This window comes from Bradyrhizobium sp. 45 (assembly GCF_023073155.1).
Classification (GTDB): Bacteria; Pseudomonadota; Alphaproteobacteria; order Rhizobiales; family Xanthobacteraceae; genus Bradyrhizobium; species Bradyrhizobium canariense_D.
In genome coordinates this window covers 126,396-143,921 of sequence record NZ_JADPIX010000006.1, presented here as the reverse complement: position 1 = coordinate 143,921, position 17,526 = coordinate 126,396, and the positions used below count along the sequence as shown (strand labels likewise).

Sequence of the window (17,526 nt, the reverse complement as noted above, 5' to 3'; positions counted from 1 at the left end):
GAACGGACAGGTTGGGGAACGGGGCAAGAGACGGGGCACGAGGGGATGAAGCGATGACGAAGACCATGGCCGATCGACGTCGCGGGTTGAGCGTCGCGCTGGCACTGACGGGGCTCTCCGTCATGCTGGGCGCCTGCAACACCACCGGCGAGATCGTCACCCAGACGGTGCCGACCGACTATCGCCAGCGTCACCCGATCGCGGTCGAGGAAGCCAAGAAGTCGATCGTGATCTTCGTCGGCAAGGCTCGCGGCGGCCTCTCGGCCGCGCAGCACGCGGACGTCGCCGGCATTGCCCGGGACTGGGTGCGCGAAGGCACCGGCTCGGTCGTGGTCGACGTCCCGGTCAACGCGGCGAATTCGCGCGCGGCGGCGGCGACCTATCACGAGATCCGTTCCGTGCTCGCATCCGTCGGCGTGCCATCGCGTGCCATCGTCCAGCATCCCTATCGGCCCGAGGATCCAGGGCTGCTGCCCACCATCCGCCTGAGCTATTCCCGGATCGCCGCGGTCGCCGGCCCCTGCGGGCTGTGGCCGGAAGATATCGGCCCCTCCATCCTCGACCCCGGCTACAACGAGAACCGGCCCTATTTCAATCTGGGCTGCGCCAGCCAGCGCAACCTCGCGGCCATGATCGACAATCCGGCCGACCTGGAGCAGCCGCGGTCCGAGACGCCGGTCTATAACGCACGGCGTGACATGGCCTTCGAGCGCTATCGCAAGGGCACGCCGATCGCGAGCAGCAATCCAGACGCCGACAAGGCCAAACTCAGCGATACAGGCAGATGACACGCGTCCACGACGAAGAAGCGGACGATCCGCAGCACCCCGAGGAACACATTGCGCCGGTTCCTCGCATCTCCGTGCAAGCCTTTTGCGAGACCGCGCAGACGCTCGCCGCGGTGACCGCGGCCGGGCAGGATCGCCGTCTCGCCAAGGCGCATCTCACGGCCAAGGACGGTGGCCTCGCGGCGGCAATCGAAGTCTATGAAACGATGCCGACGCCGAACGTCATCGTGATCGAATCCGACGGCACCCGCGACATCCTCGAGGGCCTCGACGACCTCGCCGGCGTCTGCGATCCCGGCACCCGTGTGGTCGTGATCGGCAATCCCAACGACACCGCGCCCTATCGCGAGTTGGTCCGCCGCGGCGTCAACGACTATGTGGTGGGACCGGTCGAAACGCTCGACGTCGTCCGCTCGATCTGCAGCCTGTTCTCGGCGTCCGAAACCATCATCACCGGCCGCGTCATCGCGGTGGTCGGGGCCAAGGGCGGTGTCGGTGCCTCCACCGTCGCGCACAATGTGGCCTGGACCATCGCCCGCGACCTCGCGCTCGATTCCGTCGTGATCGATCTCGACCTCGCCTTCGGCACCGCGGGTCTCGACTACAACCAGGACCCGGTGCAAGGCATCGCCAATGCGGTGCTGTCGCAGGATCGGCCGGACACGGCCCTGATAGAGCGTCTGCTCTCCAAATGCACCGAGCGTCTCAGCCTGCTTGCTGCGCCCGCCACCCTTGACCGCGTCTACGATTTCGGCGCGGAGGCCTTTGACGCGGTGTTCGACACGCTGCGCATGACCACGCCCTGCATCGTGCTCGATGTTCCCCATCAATGGTCGGGCTGGACCCGTCGCGCGCTGGTCAACGCGGACGACATCGTCATCGTGGCCGAGCCCGATCTTGCGAACCTGCGCAACACCAAGAACATGCTGAACGTCTTGAAGGCGGCGCGGCCGAACGACCGGCCGCCGCTCTACTGCATCAACCAGGTCGGCATGCCCAAGCGGGCGGAGATCGAGGTCAAGGCCTTCGCCAAGACCATGGAGAGCCAGCCGATCGCGGTGATCCCGTTCGATTCGAAGCTGTTCTCGACCGCGGCCAACAACGGCCAGATGATCGCGGAGGTCTCCAAGAGCCACCGCACCACCGAGCTGTTCCAGAACATGGCGAACCGCCTCGCCGGGCGGGGCGAAGTGAAGAAGCCGAAGCGCTCGCTGCTCGGGCCGCTGCTGAAGAAGCTGAAGGGCAGGTCGGGTCGCGGGTCAGCCCCGCATCGCAAGGCATCCTGAGCAAGGCGTTCTGAGCAAGGCGTTCGGACCAAGGCTTCCTGACACGGCATCCTGACGCGCGCGAGCGAGTTACTTCTCCGCCCGCTGCTGCTTCTTCACCAGCAACTGCCGCAGCGCCGTGACCTTGGCCGCCGCCTGATCCGGCGGCAGGTCCGCCTTCACGATGGCTTCGGCCTCGGCCTGCTTTCCTTCGAGTCCCAGCACGAGCGCGAGATTGGCGCGCACGCGGAAATCGGCGGGATTGCGCTCGTGCGCCCGGCGCATCGTTTCCTCAGCCCGCGGCAGATTGTTCTGCAGCATGTAGGACAGTCCGAGATTGGACAGCACCGACGGCTCGTCCGGCACGATCTTCAGCGCGGCGGCGTAATATTGCTGCGCCTCCTCGTTGCGACCGAGCTGATCGAGCGCGGCGCCTTGCGCCGACAGGATATGCCAGTCGGGATCCTCGGGCGAATGCGCGCGGCCGAGGACGTCGAACGCCTGCTGGAAACTGCCGCTGTCGGCGAGCGCACGGCCGTAGCCGGCGAGCAGCGCCTTGTTGCTGGAATGGGCGAGCACGGCCTGCTCCAGCACCGCGAGCGCCTGCGCGCGCTGGCCGGTCTGGCGCAACGCCTTGCCGTATTCGAGCGCGACGTTGGGATCGCCAGGCTTGGCGCGATAGCGCTCGCGCAGCGCATCCATGTCCGGCTTCACGTCCGGCTTGGCCTCGGCCCTGCCAGCCGTGTCCGACTTTCCGCCGAGCGCGCCGGTGATGTCCTCGATGCCGGTTGTCTGACAGCCGCCGAGGGCCAGGATCAGAAGCGCGGAAAACAGATATCTCGCCGGAAGAGAGGCGACGGACAAACGCTTGGACATACTCTGATCACTCGGCGACTGATCAGAGATGCTTACCGATTAACGCTAAAGTCCCGTTAAGGCGGGGCGCTTCCGAAAGCTCAGTCGGTGAATTCAGCGCCGAACTCGCAGCCGATGCGCCAGCGCAGGCGGCACTGCCGGGAATAGTCGGGCGCGAAGATGATGGTGAATTGCGGCGGCACTTCCAGAAATTCCGCCACGACTTTCACGCCGCCATCCGAAATATCCGTGATCGTGCAGTCCCGCGGCAGCGAACCCGCGCCAAAATGAATCTTGGCGAGCCGCGTGCACATCCGTCGTTCGCTTCTCCGGCGATTTGCAAGCATTTGAATTGTTCACCCGTTAGACCACGGCCCATCCCGCACCCCTAGGAGTAGCGGACATTCGTTGGAATGTGCTGAGCAGAGCAGCTTGCATTCGAGGCGTAGTGTCTTCGTCGTGTTTACGATTGGTTAGGACCTTCCGGCGCCCCTCGACCCGTTCCTGTATTGTTCTTGCAAGAATTGGCCCGCTCTGCTACCCCTAATTGTGCAAAAGGGCAGGCTGGTTCGGGCATGGTTCAGCGGGTTTCTACCGTCGCCTTTGAGGGGATCGAGGCCCGCGCGGTCGACGTGCAGGTGCAGGTCGCGCCCGGTCTGCCGGCCTTCGCGATCGTCGGTCTCCCGGACAAGGCGGTGTCGGAGGCGCGCGAGCGGGTCCGCTCGGCGCTGATCGCCTCGGGGCTGGCGCTGCCGGCGCGGCGGATCACCGTCAATCTCGCGCCCGCCGATTTGCCCAAGGAGGGCAGCCATTATGACCTGCCGATCGCGCTCGGCCTGATGGGGGCGATCGGCGCGATCCCTCCGGATGCGCTGTCCGGCTTCACCGTTCTGGGCGAGCTTGGCCTCGACGGATCGATCGCGCCGGTGGCCGGTGTTCTTCCCGCCGCGATCGGCGCCAATGTGCGCGAGGAGGGGCTGATTTGTCCGGCGGCTTGCGGCTCGGAAGCGGCATGGGCGAGCCCGGACATCCAGATCATCGCCGCAAGTTCGCTGATCCAGATAGCCAACCATTTCAAGGGAACGCAGGTGCTGTCGCGGCCTGTGCCGAAGGTGCATGAAGCAGCAAGCTCGCCGCTCGACCTGCGCGACATCAAGGGCCAGGAGAGCGCCAAGCGGGCGCTGGAGATCGCGGCCGCCGGCGGCCATCACCTGCTGATGATCGGCGCGCCCGGCGCCGGCAAATCGATGCTGGCGGCACGCCTGCCCTCGATCCTGCCGCCGCTGTCACCGGGCGAGTTGCTCGAGGTCTCGATGATCGCCTCTGTTGCCGGCGAGATCGAGGGCGGCGCACTGACGGCGCGGCGGCCGTTTCGCTCGCCGCATCATTCCGCCAGCATGGCTGCGCTCACCGGCGGCGGCATGCGCGCCCGGCCCGGCGAGATCTCGCTCGCGCATCAGGGCGTGCTGTTCCTCGACGAGCTCCCCGAATTCGATCCGCGCGTGCTGGATTCGCTGCGCCAGCCGCTGGAGAACGGCGAGGTCTCGGTGTCCCGCGCCAATCACCGCGTCACCTATCCCGCACGCTTCATGCTGGTCGCGGCGATGAATCCCTGCCGCTGCGGCAATGCGTTCGAGCCCGGCTATGCCTGCAAGCGCGGCCGCATCGATCGCTGCACGGGCGACTACCAGGCCCGCATCTCGGGGCCGCTGATGGACCGCATCGATTTGCGCATCGAGGTTCCCGCGGTGACCGCGGCCGATTTGATCCTGCCGCCGCCCGCAGAGGGCTCGGCCGAAGTCGCCGCGCGCGTGGCGGCGGCGCGGGATATCCAGCTCGCCCGCTACGCGGACGCCGGCCTGCCGAAGGTTCGCACCAATGCCGAAGCGCCGGCCTCGGTGCTGGAGGAGATTGCCAAACCGGATGCGCAAGGCCAGAAGCTGCTGCGCGACGCCGCCGAGACCATGCGGCTGTCGGCGCGCGGCTATCACCGCGTGTTGCGGGTGGCGCGCACGCTGGCCGATCTCGATCATGCGGACAGGATCGGCCGGCTGCATCTCGCCGAGGCCTTGTCCTACCGCGCACTCGCGGAGGATGTGCGCCAGATCGCCTGACCGATACGCCCGCGGCATCTTCCTGACGAACAGCACGTTCCCCGAGAGTGAAGCTATGACCGACGCCAATGCCTGCACCATCAGATTTGTTCGTGCGTCCCAATACGCTGATTGGCTGAGGTCATACGAGCTGTGGGTCAACGGGACCAGCGTTGGGAAGCTTGCGCGCAACGGCGTGTTGGAGATCACGCTGCCGGCCGGCGCCTGCACGATCGAGGCGACCATTGATTGGGGCAGGAGCCAGCCGCTCGTCGTTCGCACCACTCCCGGCCAAACCGTCGAGATCGAGGTCAGGAACAGGTGGGGTGCCTGGGCGGCGCTGTGGGCGATCAGCTTCGGCAAAAACAGCTATTTGGTTCTCACTGAAGTCGAGCGAAAAACGAACAGAAGCGCCTGACCGACTGAGATCCTCATCCCCGGATACCGGCATCAACCCGGCGGTAACGAGTTTCCTTTACGCTCTGCAAACCATAAGGCCCATCAGTTCCCCGTACCGGGCCCGGCGAGTAGCGCGTCATGTTGCGTTTCAAGATCCTGGCGTCGGTTGTTCCCCTGTTGGCGGCCGCGGTGTTTGCCCGAAGCGAGATCGGATCGGTCTCGCATCCCTGCATCGCCCTCGGCGACACCTCGGTCGAGCTGACGTCGCTGTTCTGGACCGCCGGCGTGCATGTCGCCTTCACCGATGATCCCGCGCGCGCCACGGTGCGGGTTCAGATCACCGAGGATGCGGACGCGGCCGACTTCGCCGTCGTCGACGACGGCCTCGGCTCGGAATCGGAGTCCTGCCAGGCCAACCCCTCGACTCGCCTGATCTCGATTGCCGCGCAGCCCGTCGACGGCGGTCAGGTGATCTATCTCTCCACCGAGGGGCCGGCGGATTACCGTGTCTATGTGCGCTCGAAAACCTTCTCGCAGCGCGAGGCGGCGGCGCTGATCGTCGGCGCCCGCGGCGGCCACCGCCGTCTCCAGGCCGCCTCGCTTTGAGCCGCGTCGCTTTGCGCCGTTAACGCCTCGTCAACCCTGTTTGGAGGCGGTCGCAGGGCCTCAAACTGTTCGCAAGGTCGGCGGCACATCGTCGTTTACAGCGAGCGTAGCGTTTTAAGAAAACAGTCGGGTCGGTGGCGATGGGTCGGACGTTCCGGATCAAGGTGCGCATGCGCCGCTTCAGGCGACAGCACCCCCGAATCGCCTTTGCGATCCGCTCCTTCATGATCTTCTCGGCGACCTTCGGCGGCGCCTATGGGTTTGTCTCCGGCAGCCGGTCCGAGACGTCCGGCTACGATCCCAATGCATTTGCGATCGGCGTCAGCTTCCTGTTCGCGCTCGCCTGCCTCGGCCTCGCCACGCTCAGCATGCGCCTGCGCTTCGTCAACAAGCGGATGCGGGCGCTGGCTGCCCACAACGAAACGCTGATCGACCGCAATTGGGAGCTGAAGGAAGCGGAAGAACGCGCCCGCAGCCTGTTCGAACAGCAGGGCGATCTGATCGTGCTGCGCGACACAAATGGCTGCATCACCTTCGCCAACGACGCCTATTGCGCGCTTGCCGGACAGGCGCGCGGCGCGCTGGTCGGCACGCGCTTTGATTTCGCCGTGCTGGAGCAGGGCGACAGCGCCCGCGAGAGCAACGGCACGCGCATTCACGACCAGAAGATCACAACCCCGCTCGGCGCGCGCTGGATCGCCTGGCGCGAAGGCTATGTTCGCCTCGACGCCGGCCAGCCCGCCGAATTGCAGAGCGTCGGACGCGACGTCACCGACCGCACCGAGACCGAGCGCGCGCTGTCCGACGCCCGCGATCAGGCCGACGCCGCCAACCGGGCCAAATCGCGCTTCCTGGCGATGGCGTCGCACGAGATCCGCACGCCGCTGAACGGCATCATCGGTATGGGCGGGCTGCTGCTCGACACCACGCTGACGCCTGAGCAGTCGACCTACGCCAAGGCCGTGAAGACCTCCGGCGAAGCGCTGATGGCGCTGATCGAAGAGTTGCTCGACTATTCCAAGATCGAAGCCGGCAAGCTCGATCTCGAGCAGCGTCCCTTTTCGCTCTCGGCCCTGATCGAGGACATCACCGAGCTGCTCGCGCCGCGCGCGCAGGCGAAGCAGCTCGAGATCGCCGCCTATGTCGACGAGCGGCTGCCGCTCGAAGTGGTCGGCGACGCCGCGCGGCTGCGCCAGGTGCTGCTCAACCTCGCCGGCAACGCCATCAAGTTCACTGCGAGCGGCGGCGTCGCGCTGATCGTCGAGCTCGGCATCTGGCCGAACGAGATCAGTTTTCTGGTGCGCGACACCGGCATCGGCATCGCAGCCGACGCGCAACAGCGCATCTTCCGCGAATTCGAGCAGGCCGACGAACGCGTCGCCCGCACCTATGGCGGCACCGGCCTCGGTCTCGCCATCAGCGAGCGCATCGTCAAGCGCATGGGCGGCCGCATCACGCTCACGAGCGAGCCGGGCAAGGGTTCGACCTTCGAGGTCGCGATTCCGCTCGCGCCAGCGCACGCTGGCGCAGAACAGACGGCGTTCCCCGTCCCCGATCTCACCGGCAAGTCGATCCTGCTGATCGCCGACGGCATCGAGGCCTCCTTGATCGCGCGCCGGCTGGAGCGCTGGGGCGGCCAGACCTGCATGGTGACGGACGTCGCGGTGGCGGAAGCGCTGCTGCCGGAACGCTCATGGCATTCGGTCCTGATCGATCGCGCGCTCGGCGCTGCCACCGCCGACCGCCTCGGCGAAGCCGCACGCAGTCATGCGACGCAACGCCTCGTGCTGCTGACGTCCGGCTCGCGCCACGAGAAACTTTCGCCGGCCTTCACGGGCTTCCTGGTGAAGCCGCTGCGCGCGGCCTCGCTCGCCGCACGCCTCACGCTACCCCCGGAGGTCGCCTCGCCCGATCTCGCGCCGGAGCCCTCGGCCCCATCCACCGCCGCGGTACCGGCGAAAGGCCTGTCGGTTCTCGTCGCCGAGGACAACGAGATCAACGCGCTGTTGATGCGCTCGCTGCTGACGAAACTCGGCCACCGCGTCGTCATCGCGATCAATGGCGAGGCCGCGCTGGAATCCTGGCTCGGCGCGGCATCGGCCGGCACGCCCTATGATCTCGTGCTGATGGACATCCAGATGCCGCAGCTTGACGGCATCGAAACGACAAAGCGAATCCGTGCGCATGAGGCAGCTAGAGGCGGCCATCACACGCCGATCCTCGCGCTCACCGCCAATACGCTGGTGGAAGATCGCTACGCCTGCTTTGAAGCGGGCATGAACGGGTTTCTGATCAAGCCGCTCGATCGCGAGAAGCTGGAAGAGGCGCTGGCCGGACTGGCGGCGGCGCGGCAGCTCGCGGTTTGATTCGGATTTCATAGGAACCTGATCTCGGCCGGTAATCGACAATTGAAATCGACCGCGTCGCACGTCACCATCCTCTGGGGCATTTAAACAGAGGATTTCGCATGAACGTGCTTTGCCGCCTCGCTTTCGTGATCCTTCTCTGTGGTTCCACTCAAGCCGCCGCGGCCGATAGCTCGCAACTGATCGCCTCGCTCAAGCAAGGCGGCTACGTGCTGGTGTTTCGCCACACCGCTACCGACGACAGCCAAAAGGATGTCTACCCTTTCAAATTCGACGACATGAGCGCCCAGCGTCAGCTCAGTGAAAAGGGCCGGGACATGGCGCGCCAGATCGGGACGGCCATCAAGGAACTCGCGATCCCGATCGGCGACGTCTACACCAGCCGGCTGAACCGCGCGATCGAGGCCGGCAGACTGATCTCCGGCCGCGAGATCAAGCCGGTCGACGCATTGACGGACAGCAGTAACGCGAGTGCGTCGGGCATGGCAAATCCGACCGGTGCAAATGCAAAGGCGGGCCAGGCCGTGCGGCAGTTCGTCGATGCGCCGCCCAAGGCCGGCACAAACACCTTCCTGGTCACCCACAAGACCAACATCGCCGATGCCTTCGGCAAGGAGGCCGGGGACGTGCAGGAAGGTGAAGCCTTCGTCTACAAGGCCGGCGGCTCGGGTCCCGCAACCTTTGCAGGACGCATCAAGCCTGCGGATTGGATCGCGAAGGCAGGCAAGTGAGCCACCTGCCGGCGACGCACGTCAGCTTGGGTGCGGAGCAGGCCGGGAGCCCGGCATCACTGCGCGCTCCGACGGGATGAACCGTTATGCGGCATAAGCCATAAACCGCGGCGCAGACAGCTTGTCATGCGGCGCCTGGCCTCCCCTGAACATGGTGTCTACCTGGGCGGCGCGCTTGCAATGCGGACACACGAAGAGATGCGCGATGATCGGGGTCGGCTCGTCCGCGAGCAGTTCGGAGCGGAACCACTTCATCTCGATATGGCAGTCCGGGCAGGTCGGTGCTTCGAGATGCTCGGCGGCGCTTCTGAGACGATCAACCATGGGGCCCGTTTGCGTTTCCGAAAGCCATAACCAAATACCCCTCGCCGGTCTGCAACAAAAGATACTCAGCCCGAAATTTGACAAAGGGCGCCGTCCATCAAGGCTGCTACAGCCGCCTGAGCGCCACGCTCGCCACCGTGTGATCGGCGCCCTTCTTCAGGATCAGGGTCGCGCGGGGACGAGTCGGCAGGATGTTGTCCTCGAGATTTGCGAGGTTGGTGCGTTCCCAGATCGCGATCGCGGTGGCGGTGGCTTCCTCGTCCGACAACAGCGCGTAGCGATTGAAGTAGGATTTTGGATTGGTGAACGCGGTGTCGCGCAGCGACAGGAAGCGCCTGATGTACCACTGCCGCAGCGCCGCCTCGTCCGCGTCGATATAGACCGAGAAATCGAAGAAGTCGGACACCACGGGCACGGCCTTGCCGTCACGCGGCAGCTTGCCGGTCTGCAGCACGTTGACGCCCTCGACGATCAGGATGTCGGGCTGGTCGATCTCGGCCCACTGGTTCGGCACGATGTCGTAGGTCAAATGCGAATAGACCGGCGCGCGCACATGGCGGCGGCCGGCCTTGATGTCGGAGAGGAAGCTGAGCAGCAGCGGCAGGTCGTAGCTCTCCGGAAAGCCCTTCTTCTGCATGATGCCCTGCCGCTCCAGCACGGCGTTGGGATACAGAAATCCGTCGGTGGTGATCAGCTCGACCTTGGGACGCGGCGACCAGCGCGCCAGCAGCGCCTGAAGCACGCGGGCCGTGGTGGATTTTCCAACCGCGACCGAACCGGCGACGCCGATGATGTAGGGCATCTTGCGGTCGCGGATGTTGAGGAACTGGCGCTCCGCGTAATAAAGCCGCTGCATCGCATCGACATAAATCGACAGCAGGCGCGACAGCGGCAGGTAGATGTCCTCGACCTCCTGCAAATCGAGGCGGTCGTGCAGCGAGCGTAGCCGGTCGAACTCGCCCGGCTCCAGCGTCATCGGCGTGTCGTCGCGCAGTCGCGACCACTCCTCGCGCGTATAGACGCGGTACGGATTATACTGCTGCTCGGGTGCGCGGATATCCATGACGCGACTCTCCACCTCGGCTAGCTGCCGCCCTTACGCGACGCCTTTTCTTCCAACCCTGACATATTGGTCCGCTTGTCCAATGCGGCCTCGACCTCTTCCAGCTTTACGCCGCGGGCCTTGAGCAGCACAAGGAAATGATAGAGCAGGTCGGCGCCTTCGGCGATCAGATGCGCGCGATCGTTTTCGACTGCTGCGATTACGGTTTCGACTGCCTCCTCACCGAACTTTTTGGCGCAATGTTCGGCGCCCTTGTCGAGGAGCTTGCGGGTATAGGACGCCTCGCCACCCGCTGCCGCGCGGGCGTCGATGGTCTCGGCCAGATCGTGGATGGTGAAACGCGGCATACAAATACTCGGAAAACGCGCCTTGGCCGATGATTGGCCGGTTTCTGACGGGATAAGCCGGTTCCCGCCGATGATTTAGCATTTTTAGGAACGGGAGTCGTCAGGCATCGAGGCGCATGGGCAGCCCGCGCCGGGACATGTGCTCCTTGGCTTCGCGGATGGTGAATTCCCCGAAATGGAAGATCGAGGCGGCCAGCACGGCGGTGGCGTGGCCGTCGCGAATACCGTCGACGAGGTGATCGAGATTGCCGACGCCGCCCGAGGCGATCACAGGAACGGGAATGCTGTCGGCGATCGCCCGGGTCAGCGGGATGTCAAAACCCTGCCGCGTGCCGTCGCGGTCCATCGAGGTGAGCAGGATTTCACCGGCACCGAGCGAGACCACTTCCTGGGCATATTCGATGGCATCGATGCCGGTCGAGTTGCGGCCGCCATGCGTGAATATCTCCCAGCGCTCTCCGCCACCGGCGCGCTTGACCCGCTTGGCGTCGATCGCGACCACCACGCACTGCCCGCCGAATTTCTCGGCGGCTTCCTTGACGAACTCGCGCCGCGACACCGCGGCGCTGTTGATCGAGACCTTGTCCGCACCGGCGCGCAGCAGGGTCTTGATGTCGTTCACCTCACGCACGCCGCCGCCGACGGTGAGGGGCATGAAGCAGGCTTCCGCGGTGCGCTGGACCACGTCCAGCATGATGCCGCGATTCTCATGGGTCGCGGTGATGTCGAGAAACGTAAGTTCGTCCGCGCCGGCGGCGTCATAGGCGATCGCCGCTTCGACGGGGTCACCGGCATCGCGCAAATCGACGAAGTTGACGCCCTTGACGACCCGGCCGTCCTTGACGTCGAGGCAGGGGATCACGCGCACCTTGAACATCGGAGGTCTCCTAGGCAGCGCCTGCGTTACGGATCAGGGCGAGGGCGGACGCAGGATCGAGCCGGCCGTCATAGAGCGCGCGGCCGGCGATCGCGCCGGCGAGTTTTTTCGCGCGCGGCGTCAGCATCGCCTTGACGTCCTCGATCGAGGCGAGGCCGCCGGAGGCGATCACGGGAATCGAGATCGCATCCGCCAGCGCAATGGTCGCATCGAGATTCAAGCCTTTGAGCAGGCCGTCGCGCGCGATGTCGGTGAAGATGATGGCGGCAACGCCGGCATCCTCGAAACGCCGTGCGATCTCCAGCACCGTCACCTGCGAGGTCTCGGCCCAGCCTTCGACCGCGACCTTGCCGCCACGTGCATCGAGCCCGACCGCGACGCGGCCGGGGAATTTCCTGGCGGCAGCCTTCACCAATTCGGGGTCGCGCACCGCGGCGGTGCCGATGATGACGCGGGTGATGCCCTTTTCGAGCCAGGCTTCGACAGTCGCGAGATCGCGAATGCCGCCACCGAGCTGCACCGGAATCGTGATCGTCTTCAGCATCGCCTCGACGGCCTGCGCGTTCACAGGCTTCCCGGCAAACGCGCCGTCGAGGTCGACGACGTGGAGATACTCAAAGCCTTGCGCGACGAAGCTCGCCGCCTGCGCAGCGGGATTGAGGTTGAACACGGTCGCGCGCGCCATGTCGCCCTGTTCGAGGCGCACGCATTGGCCGTTCTTGAGGTCGATCGCGGGAAAGAGAATCACGGTTTCCATCGCAAAAAATTCGAGATCAGGGCGAGGCCGAAGCGCTGGCTCTTCTCGGGGTGAAACTGCGTCCCGATCGCGGTGTCCTTGCCGACGATCGCGGTGACGGGCCCGCCGTAATCGGCGCGCGCGAGCACGTCCGCCTCGTTGGTGGCGTTGAGGTGGTAGGAGTGCACGAAATAAGCGTGCTGGCCCTTGGGGCCGAGCGGCAGCCTGTCCAGCACCGGATGCTCGCGCAGCACATCGAGCGTATTCCATCCCATGTGCGGGATCTTCAGCCTCTCGTCGTTCGGCGTGATCTTCTCGACGTCGCCGCCGATCCAGTTCAGCCCTTGCGTGATCACATGCTCCTTGCCGCGGGTGGCGAACAGCTGCATGCCGACGCAGATGCCGAACATCGGCCGCGCCTTGACGCGCACCGCTTCGGTGATCGCCTCGACCATGCCGTTGACGGCATCGAGCCCGCGCCGGCAATCAGCGAAGGCACCGACGCCCGGCAGTACCAGACGGTCGGCGCTGTAGGCCTGGTCTGGATCGCTGGTGACGAACACCTTTTGCGGGTTGTCCATGCCGCGCGCGGCGCGCTCGAACGCCTTGGCGGCCGAATGCAGATTGCCGGAACCGTAATCGATGATGGCGACGCTCATCTTGACCCTCCCGGTTCTGGAAACAAACCAATGATGCCACCTGCCGGCATTGGCGGCGGGTTGGAGAATTGCTGACCCGGCACGTTGCGGGTCGGCGGCGGGCCACCGCGATCGACGGCCCATTGATCGTTGACGATGCCGCGCTGCTTCTGGCTCCAGCGCTCGAAGAAGCGGCGCTCGGCGGTGTCCTCGTCGTCGGAAATCACCACGTCGAGCTGTCGCCATTTACCGCGCGAGAGCGTCCAGCGGCGCAGGCTGGAGGCCTCGAATCCCATCAGCAGCGCGACGATGATGTCGGCGAAAAAGATCGACGAACGGCCGACACCGAGGCTGGACAGCCCGACGTTGAAGGCGGCAACGAAGATCACCCAGCCGATCAGCGCCAGCCACAGCCGATTCCACAGCAGCCAGAGCGGTCCGAAGATCATCGCCCAGAAATGGAAGCCGTCGCGCACGAAGACGAACTTGTCGGTCGCGCGCAGATCGGATCCTGCGGGGGAGGGAGCATGAACTGTGTAGACGGACATGGCGATGCCCCGTTCCCTAGGAATTCAGTGATACCGCAAACGGCGCGGGCCGCGGGCCGAAAGATGTCAGCCGCCGAGCGAGCCCTTGGTGGACGGGATTTCGCCCACCGCCTTCGGATCGATCGCGACGGCGGTGCGCAGCGCCCGTGCCAGACCCTTGAAGCAGGACTCGGCGATATGGTGGCTGTTATCGCCATATAGGGTCTCGACGTGAAGAGTCACGCCGGCGTTCATGGCGAAGGCCTGGAACCACTCGCGCACCAATTCGGTGTCGAACTCGCCGATCTTGTCGCGGGGGAAGTCGACCTTGAACACCAGGACCGGGCGGCCCGAGATGTCGATGACCACGCGTGACAGCGTCTCGTCCATGGGCATGTGCACGCCGGCATAGCGGGTGATGCCCGCCATGTTGCCGAGCGCCTGCTTGACGGCCTGGCCGAGCGCGATGCCGGTGTCTTCGGTGGTATGGTGATGATCGATGTGCAAATCGCCGACCGCCTTGACCGTGAGGTCAATGCGGGAATGGCGGGCGAGGAGATCGAGCATATGGTCGAAAAAGCCGATGCCGGTCGCGATATTGGACACGCCGGAGCCATCGAGGTTCACGGTGACCTCGATGTCGGTTTCCTTGGTCTTGCGCTTGATCGTCGCGGTGCGCATCAAAACACGCTTCCATCCTAGTTCGGGCCGAAAACGCCGGTCTTTTAACAGCCAAATGACGCCTTCGCTACTGCGGCAACGGCTGGCCGGGCCTCTACTTCTGCCTATGGTGAGCAAATTGGGCCCGGAGCGGCCCGTTGTGCCCCCGCTCCCGACCGCCTAAATCAGCCCGGTCAACGAGGATCATTCATGCAGGACTCCCCAAACAGCTCGCCGGGCTGGCACGGCACCACGATTTTGACGGTCCGCAAGGGCGGCAAGGTGGTGGTCGGCGGCGACGGCCAGGTCTCGATCGGCCAGACCGTGATCAAGCACAACGCCAGGAAGGTCCGGAAACTCGGCAAGGGCGACGTCATCGGCGGCTTTGCCGGCGCCACCGCCGACGCCTTCACGCTGTTCGAGCGTCTGGAAGCCAAACTCGAGCAATATCCGGGGCAATTGACCCGGGCCGCCGTCGAGCTCGCCAAGGACTGGCGCACCGACCGTTATTTGCGGCGGCTGGAGGCCATGATGATCGTCGCCGACAAGGACGTCTCCCTGGTGCTGACAGGCACCGGCGACGTGTTGGAGCCCGAAGCCGGCGTCATGGCGATCGGCTCCGGCGGGAATTACGCGCTGGCGGCCGCCCGCGCCCTACTCGACACCGACAAGGACGCCGAGACCATCGTCCGCCGCTCCCTCGACATCGCCGCCGATATCTGCGTCTACACCAACCGCAATGTGACCATCGAAGCGCTGTCGGCCGGGTAGGCCATGGCCCTCGCCTACACCTTCCGCCCGATGACCGCGGCCGTTCTGCCGCTGATTCGGCGATGGCTGGGCGAAGCGCATGTGCGGGAATGGTGGGGCGATCCGGACGAGCAGTTCGCGCTCGTGAGCGGCGATCTCGGCGAGCCGGCAATGGACCAGTTCATCGTGTTGGCCGAAGGCAAGCCGTTCGGCTATCTTCAATGCTACCGCCTGACCGCCTGGAATACGGGTGTTGGGCCGCAACCGGAGGCCACCCGTGGCATCGATCAGTTCATCGGCGAAAGCGACATGATCGCGCGCGGGCACGGTTCGGCATTCATCCGGCAATTCGCCGACGCGCAGTTGCGGCAGGGCCTGCCGCGCATCGTCACTGATCCTGATCCGCTCAACGCGCGCGCCGTGCGCGCCTATGAGAAGGCCGGCTTTGTCCGCGACCGCATGGTCGAGACGCCCGACGGGCCCGCACTCCTGATGGTGCGCGAGCCATGACGCTGGCAACCACGCATGAGAGCAAGGCCGCGTTTCCGCCGCTCGCCTGGGTCGGCATCGCGCTGCTGCTGCTGGCGATGCAGGCCTCGATCCTGCTTGCGATGGGCCGGGTGCCGATCTGCACCTGCGGCTATGTCAAGCTGTGGCATGGCGTGGTGAACAGCTCGGAGAATTCGCAGCACATCGCCGACTGGTACACCTTCTCGCACATCCTGCACGGCTTCCTGTTTTACGGGCTGACCTGGCTGCTGTTCGCGCGGCTGCCGTTCGTGTCTCTGTCCTGGCCCGCCCGCCTGATCATCGCCATTCTGATCGAAGGTGCCTGGGAGATCGTCGAGAACTCGCCCTTCATCATCGAACGCTACCGCGCCGGCACGATCTCGCTGGATTATTTCGGCGACAGCATCGTCAATTCGATCTCTGACAATTTGTCCATGATGCTGGGCTTCCTCGTAGCGCGCCTGCTGCCTGTATCAGTGACCATCCTGCTTGGGCTCGCCTTCGAAATCATGCTGGCGCTGCATATTCGCGACAATCTGACGCTCAATATCCTGATGCTGATCCATCCGATCGAGGCCGTGAAACTATGGCAATCGGGTCCGCCGATCATCTGACGGCCAAAAAAAGCGGCTTGTCCCGCCCCGCATCTGATCCTAGCTAAGGTCCCATGACAGACTTCTCCCCCCGCGAAATCGTTTCCGAACTCGACCGTTTCATCGTCGGCCAGGCCGATGCCAAGCGCGCCGTCTCGATCGCGCTGCGCAACCGCTGGCGGCGGCAGCAGCTCGAAGGCTCCTTGCGCGAAGAGGTGCTGCCGAAGAACATCCTGATGATCGGCCCGACCGGGGTCGGCAAGACCGAGATCGCGCGGCGGCTCGCCAAGCTTGCCAACGCGCCGTTCCTGAAGGTCGAGGCGACGAAATTCACCGAGGTCGGCTATGTCGGCCGCGACGTCGAGCAGATCGTGCGCGATCTCGTCGAGGTCGCGATTTCTCAGGTCCGCGAGCGCAAGCGCAAAGACGTGCAGGCACGTGCGCAGCTCGCCGCTGAGGAGCGCGTACTTGATGCCCTGGTCGGCGCCAATTCCAGCGCCGCGACGCGGGACTCCTTCCGCAAGAAGCTGCGCGCGGGCGAGCTCAACGACAAGGAAATCGAGATCGAGACGCAAGGCGGCGGCAGCGGCTTTCCGATGTTCGAGATCCCGGGCATGCCTGGCGCGCAGATGGGCGCGGTTTCGATCGGCGACATCTTCGGCAAGCTCGGCGGACGCAGCAAGACGCGGCGGCTGACGGTGGAGAGCTCGCACGAGATCCTCATCAACGAGGAATCCGACAAGCTGCTCGACAGCGATCAGTTGACGATGGAGGCGATCAGTGCGGTCGAGAACAACGGCATCGTGTTCCTGGACGAGATCGACAAGATCTGCGCCCGCGAAGGCCGCGCCGGCGGCGACGTCTCGCGCGAGGGCGTGCAGCGCGACCTGCTGCCGCTGATCGAGGGCACCACCGTCTCGACCAAGCACGGCGCGGTGAAGACCGACCACATCCTGTTCATTGCCTCAGGCGCCTTCCACGTCGCAAAACCGTCCGATTTGCTGCCGGAATTGCAGGGCCGCCTGCCGATCCGCGTCGAGCTGCAGGCGCTGACCCGTGACGACATGCGCCGCATCCTGACCGAGCCGGAGGCTTCGCTGATCAAGCAATATGTCGCGCTGATGCAGACCGAAGGCGTCACGCTCGACATCACCGACAACGCCATCGACGCGCTTGCGGACGTCGCGGTGGCCGTGAATTCCACCGTCGAGAACATCGGCGCGCGGCGGCTGCAGACCGTGATGGAGCGGGTGCTGGACGAGATCTCCTTCACCGCCCCAGATCGCAGCGGCGAGACCGTCAGGGTCGACGCCGATTTCGTGCAGAAGCACGTCGGCGACCTCGCCAAGAACGCGGATTTGAGCCGGTTCATTTTGTAATTCCGGACGGTCGCGCTAT

At 65.1% G+C, this 17,526-nt stretch carries 21 protein-coding genes; 11 read left to right on the top strand and 10 right to left on the bottom strand.

Features of this window, described 5'->3' with window-relative positions; genetic code table 11:
• Positions 1 to 53: 53 nt before the first annotated feature.
• Positions 54 to 788, top strand: coding sequence for a pilus assembly protein CpaD (locus IVB42_RS01225; RefSeq protein WP_018459617.1), 735 nt, complete (start codon positions 54 to 56; stop codon positions 786 to 788).
• Complete coding sequence (locus IVB42_RS01220) at positions 785 to 2,074, top strand: AAA family ATPase (protein WP_018459618.1); 1,290 nt, start codon at positions 785 to 787, stop codon at positions 2,072 to 2,074. The genes IVB42_RS01225 and IVB42_RS01220 overlap by 4 nt, the downstream gene beginning before the upstream one ends.
• Before the next feature lie 69 nt (positions 2,075 to 2,143).
• Here IVB42_RS01220 and IVB42_RS01215 read toward each other — a convergent pair whose 3' ends face one another.
• Positions 2,144 to 2,929: a tetratricopeptide repeat protein gene (locus IVB42_RS01215; RefSeq protein WP_018459619.1), complete on the bottom strand. Its 786-nt coding sequence runs from the start codon at positions 2,927 to 2,929 to the stop codon at positions 2,144 to 2,146.
• An 80-nt stretch (positions 2,930 to 3,009) separates the two neighbouring features.
• Positions 3,010 to 3,255, bottom strand: coding sequence for a PilZ domain-containing protein (locus IVB42_RS01210; protein WP_007598461.1), 246 nt, complete (start codon positions 3,253 to 3,255; stop codon positions 3,010 to 3,012).
• Between the two features lie 228 nt (positions 3,256 to 3,483).
• Between IVB42_RS01210 and IVB42_RS01205 the strand changes: the two genes are divergently transcribed.
• The 5 genes from IVB42_RS01205 to IVB42_RS01185 all read left to right on the top strand — a co-directional run bounded on the left by IVB42_RS01205 (position 3,484) and on the right by IVB42_RS01185 (position 9,103).
• Positions 3,484 to 5,022 (top strand): YifB family Mg chelatase-like AAA ATPase, encoded by a 1,539-nt coding sequence (locus tag IVB42_RS01205; RefSeq protein ID WP_085359551.1) that lies wholly within the window; start codon positions 3,484 to 3,486, stop codon positions 5,020 to 5,022.
• Between the two features lie 55 nt (positions 5,023 to 5,077).
• A complete protein-coding gene (locus IVB42_RS01200) occupies positions 5,078 to 5,419 on the top strand; it encodes a hypothetical protein (protein ID WP_018459621.1) in 342 nt (113 codons plus the stop codon).
• Between the two features lie 119 nt (positions 5,420 to 5,538).
• The gene (locus IVB42_RS01195) at positions 5,539 to 6,006 is read left to right on the top strand and encodes a hypothetical protein (RefSeq protein ID WP_085349256.1); all 468 of its coding nucleotides are present in this window, start codon (positions 5,539 to 5,541) and stop codon (positions 6,004 to 6,006) included.
• Positions 6,007 to 6,146: 140 nt separating this feature from the next.
• The gene (locus tag IVB42_RS01190; RefSeq protein WP_018459623.1) at positions 6,147 to 8,372 is read left to right on the top strand and encodes a PAS domain-containing hybrid sensor histidine kinase/response regulator; all 2,226 of its coding nucleotides are present in this window, start codon (positions 6,147 to 6,149) and stop codon (positions 8,370 to 8,372) included.
• Between the two features lie 101 nt (positions 8,373 to 8,473).
• Complete coding sequence (locus IVB42_RS01185; protein WP_018459624.1) at positions 8,474 to 9,103, top strand: histidine phosphatase family protein; 630 nt, start codon at positions 8,474 to 8,476, stop codon at positions 9,101 to 9,103.
• A gap of 84 nt (positions 9,104 to 9,187) precedes the next feature.
• On the opposite strand, the gene IVB42_RS01180 is transcribed toward IVB42_RS01185, so the two are convergent.
• The 8 genes from IVB42_RS01180 to hisB form a co-directional block, all read right to left on the bottom strand.
• On the bottom strand, positions 9,188 to 9,427 hold the full coding sequence (locus tag IVB42_RS01180) for a hypothetical protein (protein ID WP_018459625.1): 240 nt from the start codon (positions 9,425 to 9,427) through the stop codon (positions 9,188 to 9,190).
• 106 nt (positions 9,428 to 9,533) lie between these two features.
• Positions 9,534 to 10,490: a type I pantothenate kinase gene (coaA, locus tag IVB42_RS01175; protein ID WP_007598451.1), complete on the bottom strand. Its 957-nt coding sequence runs from the start codon at positions 10,488 to 10,490 to the stop codon at positions 9,534 to 9,536.
• A gap of 20 nt (positions 10,491 to 10,510) precedes the next feature.
• Positions 10,511 to 10,837: a phosphoribosyl-ATP diphosphatase gene (locus IVB42_RS01170; protein ID WP_007598445.1), complete on the bottom strand. Its 327-nt coding sequence runs from the start codon at positions 10,835 to 10,837 to the stop codon at positions 10,511 to 10,513.
• A 100-nt stretch (positions 10,838 to 10,937) separates the two neighbouring features.
• The gene (gene hisF / locus IVB42_RS01165; RefSeq protein ID WP_018459626.1) at positions 10,938 to 11,714 is read right to left on the bottom strand and encodes an imidazole glycerol phosphate synthase subunit HisF; all 777 of its coding nucleotides are present in this window, start codon (positions 11,712 to 11,714) and stop codon (positions 10,938 to 10,940) included.
• Positions 11,715 to 11,724: 10 nt separating this feature from the next.
• A complete protein-coding gene (hisA, locus tag IVB42_RS01160) occupies positions 11,725 to 12,471 on the bottom strand; it encodes a 1-(5-phosphoribosyl)-5-[(5-phosphoribosylamino)methylideneamino]imidazole-4-carboxamide isomerase (RefSeq protein WP_018459627.1) in 747 nt (248 codons plus the stop codon).
• Entirely contained in the window at positions 12,459 to 13,109 is a 651-nt protein-coding gene (gene hisH, locus IVB42_RS01155) for an imidazole glycerol phosphate synthase subunit HisH (RefSeq protein ID WP_018459628.1), read from the bottom strand. The genes hisA and hisH overlap by 13 nt, the downstream gene beginning before the upstream one ends.
• Positions 13,106 to 13,636 (bottom strand): DUF2628 domain-containing protein, encoded by a 531-nt coding sequence (locus tag IVB42_RS01150; RefSeq protein WP_018459629.1) that lies wholly within the window; start codon positions 13,634 to 13,636, stop codon positions 13,106 to 13,108. Before IVB42_RS01150 ends, hisH begins: the two co-directional genes overlap by 4 nt.
• Before the next feature lie 66 nt (positions 13,637 to 13,702).
• A complete protein-coding gene (gene hisB / locus IVB42_RS01145) occupies positions 13,703 to 14,296 on the bottom strand; it encodes an imidazoleglycerol-phosphate dehydratase HisB (RefSeq protein WP_007604059.1) in 594 nt (197 codons plus the stop codon).
• A gap of 189 nt (positions 14,297 to 14,485) precedes the next feature.
• Here hisB and hslV point away from each other — a divergent pair, with 189 nt between their 5' ends.
• The 4 genes from hslV to hslU are packed head-to-tail and all read left to right on the top strand — an operon-like array spanning position 14,486 to position 17,507.
• Entirely contained in the window at positions 14,486 to 15,046 is a 561-nt protein-coding gene (gene hslV / locus IVB42_RS01140; protein ID WP_018459630.1) for an ATP-dependent protease subunit HslV, read from the top strand.
• Positions 15,047 to 15,049: 3 nt separating this feature from the next.
• Positions 15,050 to 15,535, top strand: coding sequence for a GNAT family N-acetyltransferase (locus IVB42_RS01135; protein WP_018459631.1), 486 nt, complete (start codon positions 15,050 to 15,052; stop codon positions 15,533 to 15,535).
• Complete coding sequence (locus tag IVB42_RS01130; protein WP_018459632.1) at positions 15,532 to 16,149, top strand: DUF2585 domain-containing protein; 618 nt, start codon at positions 15,532 to 15,534, stop codon at positions 16,147 to 16,149. The genes IVB42_RS01135 and IVB42_RS01130 overlap by 4 nt, the downstream gene beginning before the upstream one ends.
• Positions 16,150 to 16,202: 53 nt before the next feature.
• Positions 16,203 to 17,507, top strand: a complete 1,305-nt coding sequence (hslU, locus tag IVB42_RS01125; RefSeq protein WP_018459633.1) for an ATP-dependent protease ATPase subunit HslU — start codon at positions 16,203 to 16,205, stop codon at positions 17,505 to 17,507.
• Positions 17,508 to 17,526 lie beyond the last annotated feature (19 nt).